Source organism: Phenylobacterium sp., from assembly GCF_030697925.1.
Classification (GTDB): Bacteria; Pseudomonadota; Alphaproteobacteria; order Caulobacterales; family Caulobacteraceae; genus Phenylobacterium.
Genome location: NZ_JAUYOJ010000249.1, coordinates 1 through 3230, shown reverse-complemented (window position 1 = coordinate 3230; position 3230 = coordinate 1). Strand labels below are relative to the sequence as shown.

The 3230-nt window shown below is 68.1% G+C and carries 4 protein-coding genes; all 4 read right to left on the bottom strand.

All coding sequences use genetic code 11. The annotated features are described in order from the left end of the window. On the bottom strand, positions 1-130 hold a 130-nt coding region (locus tag Q8Q88_RS24575), incomplete at its 3' end, for a translation initiation factor IF-2 associated domain-containing protein (RefSeq protein ID WP_305677809.1). Positions 131-203: 73 nt separating this feature from the next. Further along, positions 204-854 carry an RNA-binding protein gene (locus tag Q8Q88_RS24570; protein WP_305677808.1) on the bottom strand — a complete coding sequence of 217 codons (651 nt, stop codon included), beginning with the start codon at positions 852-854 and terminating at the stop codon, positions 204-206. An 8-nt stretch (positions 855-862) separates the two neighbouring features. Then, positions 863-2590 carry a transcription termination factor NusA gene (gene nusA / locus Q8Q88_RS24565; protein WP_305677807.1) on the bottom strand — a complete coding sequence of 576 codons (1728 nt, stop codon included), beginning with the start codon at positions 2588-2590 and terminating at the stop codon, positions 863-865. A gap of 12 nt (positions 2591-2602) precedes the next feature. Continuing rightward, positions 2603-3151 carry a ribosome maturation factor RimP gene (rimP, locus tag Q8Q88_RS24560; protein ID WP_305677806.1) on the bottom strand — a complete coding sequence of 183 codons (549 nt, stop codon included), beginning with the start codon at positions 3149-3151 and terminating at the stop codon, positions 2603-2605. Positions 3152-3230: the final 79 nt, after the last annotated feature.

Here is a 3230-nt window from a genome sequence, read left to right as displayed (position 1 = left end):
CCGTCTTGGAGCGGCCGTGGCTGAAGCTCTGCTTCACCGTGCCCGCGCTGACCGAACCGGCCCCACGGGGCTTGAGGGTCAGGGGAGCTCGCCCGCCGGGGGCTCGGCCGTTGTCGTTCTCGTCGCTCATGCGCTCGCTTTAACTTACGGTCGGGACGGTCCCGGCCAATCATCTCGAATAGGTCTAGGCGCGCGAAACCGCCTTAGGTTCCGCCCGCCTCAGAAGGCTTTTCCTCGCGCCAACTCTCGGGAGTAAGCGGGCTGAAGCCGGACAGGCGCCGGACATCGAATGTCCAACGATCGGCGCCACGCCCCGCAAGGAAGGCGGTGTGTATCACATTCTCGCCCCCCAAGGCCAAACCCAATTCCTCGACGCCGAAGAGTCCGAAGACCTCGACCGGCTTGGGTGACTTGCGGGCCACATTCAGAATCTTGCGCCGACCGTCAGGCGCGCCATCGGCGGCCTCGATCAGCCAGGCGGCCCTGCCGGCGCTCAGGCTGGCGGAGACCTTCTCGTAGCCCGAGATAAGGTCGCCCGCCCGTTTGGCAAGGCCCAGGCCGTCCAGGAGCCGCTTCCGCAAGAGCGTTTCCACCTGATCGGCGAGGTCCGGCCCGACCGCCAGCTTGGTCTTGGCGGCCCGGGAGAACAGGCCCTTCTTGGCCGCGGCCTCGACCCCCGCCCGCGTCGCCTCGACCCAGAGGCCCCGCCCCGGCAGCTTGCGCGCCACGTCGGGGACCACCACGGCGCCCGGTCCAGCGACGAAGCGCAGCAGGCGTGCTTCGTCCATCACCTCGCCGGAGACGATGTCGCGACGCTCGCGAGCGGCTTCCGCCAGGGTTGCGGGGGCGTTCAACAGGGTCCTTAGGCCTCCGTAGGCTGGTCGGGGTCGGCCTCGGCGACCGCCTCGGCGTCAGCTTCGGGCGCGACCGCAGCGGCCGGCCGCTGACCGAACACGGCCTCGGCTTCGTTGTACTCGACCTCTTCCTCGACCTCGGGTTCCGGCTCCGGCGCCTCGATCCAGCCCATGGCGACGCGGGCGCGCATGATCAGCGCTTCGGCGTCGGCCGGGTCCATGTTGAAGCTCTCCAGGATGCCCTTCTCGCGGACGCGCTCGCCGTCCTTGGTCTCGAACCAGCCGCGCAGGTCGTCGGGGATCAGGCCGGCGAGGTCCTCGACGGACTTCACGTCGCCCTCGCCCAGGGCCACGGCCATCGGCAGGGTCACGCCCTCGATTTCCAGCAGGCCGTCCTCGACGCCCAACGCGGTGCGCTTGGAGTCGTATTCGGCGGCGATCTTTTCCAGGAAGTCGCGGGCGCGGGCCTGGATCTCCTCGCCGGTGTCCTCGTCGAAGCCTTCGATGGCCGCGATTTCCGAGGCGTCCACATAGGCGACGTCTTCCACCGTGGCGAAGCCCTCGGTGACCAGCAGCTGGGCGATGACCTCGTCCACGTCCAGGGCTTCCTGGAACAGCTGGGTTCGCTCGGAGAACTCGCGCTGGCGGCGCTCGCTCTCCTGGCTCTCGGTCATGATGTCGATTTGCCAACCCGTAAGTTGGCTTGCAAGACGGACGTTCTGGCCGCGGCGGCCGATGGCCAGCGACAGCTGTTCGTCGGGAACCACCACCTCGACGCGCTCGTCCTCCTCGTCCATCACCACCTTGGAGACTTCGGCGGGGGCGAGGCCGTTGACGATGAAGGTCGCCTCGTCCGGGCTCCACTGGATGATGTCGATCTTCTCGCCCTGCAGCTCGGCCACCACCGCCTGCACGCGCGAGCCGCGCATGCCGACGCAGGCGCCGACCGGATCGATGGAGCTGTCGTTGGAGACCACGGCCATCTTGGCGCGCGAGCCCGGGTCGCGGGCCACGGCGCGGATCTCGATCACGCCGTCATAGACTTCCGGCACTTCCTGGGCGAACAGCTTGGCCATGAAGCCGCCGTGGGCGCGGCTGAGCAGGATCTGCGGACCCTTGGTCTCGCGGCGGACGTCATAGATGTAGCAGCGGATCCGGTCGCCGATATTGAAGTTCTCGCGCGGGATCGACTGGTCGCGGCGCATGATGCCTTCGCCGCGACCCAGGTCGACGACGGTGTTGCCGTACTCGACCCGCTTGACCACGCCGTTGACGATCTCGCCGACCCGGTCCTTGAACTCCTCGAACTGGCGCTCGCGCTCGGCCTCGCGGACCTTGCCGGTCACCACCTGGCGCGCCATCTGGGTCTGCACCCGGCCGAACTCGAAGGGCGGCAGGATCTCTTCGTAGGTCTTGCCGACCGCGGCGTCCTTGTAGACGCGCTTGGCGTCCGACAGGCGCATGATGCCGACCGGCTCCTCTTCGCCGGCCTCGACGTCCCAGCTCACCCCGTCATCGACGATGGTGACCACACGCTTGACGGTGGTCTCGCCGGTCTTGGGATCGATATGGACCCGGATGTCGTGCTCGGCGCCGTAGCGCGAGCGCGCGCCCTTCTGGATCGCCTCCTCGATCGCCTCGATGACGATCTCCTTGTCGATCGACTTTTCGCGGGCGACGGCCTCGGCGATCTGGAGCAGTTCAAGCCGGTTGGCGGAGATGCCGGTCAGGCTCATGGGTCTCGTCCTTTATTCGGAGGTCTCTTGTTGCGGGTCGTCGCCGACGAGGCGGGCGGCGCGCTCTTCGGCGCCGCGCTTCATCAGCGCATCGGTCAGGATCAGCTTGGCCTCGACCACCCAGGCGAAGGGGACCAGGGCGGTGGCCTCCTCCCCTTCCAGGTCGATGGCGATGTTCTCGTCTTCCACCCCGGCCAGGACGCCGCGGAAGCGCTTGCGTCCCTCGGCCACGCGGTCGAGTTCGATGCGGGCCTCGTGGCCCTCGTAGTTGGCGAAGTCCTTCAGCCGGGTCAGCGGCCGGTCGACCCCCGGCGAGGAGACCTCCAGCGTATATTCCCCGGCGATCGGGTCGGCGGCGTCCATGATCTCGGAGATGGCCCGGCTGAGCCGCGCGCAGTCCTCGACCACCATCTCGCCGTCGGGCGTCTCGGCCATGATCTGCAGGCGCCGGGCATGCTCGCCGCCCATCAGGCGCAGGCGCACGATCTCATAGCCGGCCGCCTCGGCCACGGGGTCGAGCAGCTCCAGGAGCTTTTGATCTTCTGCGGTCTTGCCACGCATAAGCTTGGCCGCTCTCCGGCAACAAAAAAGCGGCCGGGCCGAAGCCTGCCGCTCGTAGGCGCTATCCAGCGCTAACGGA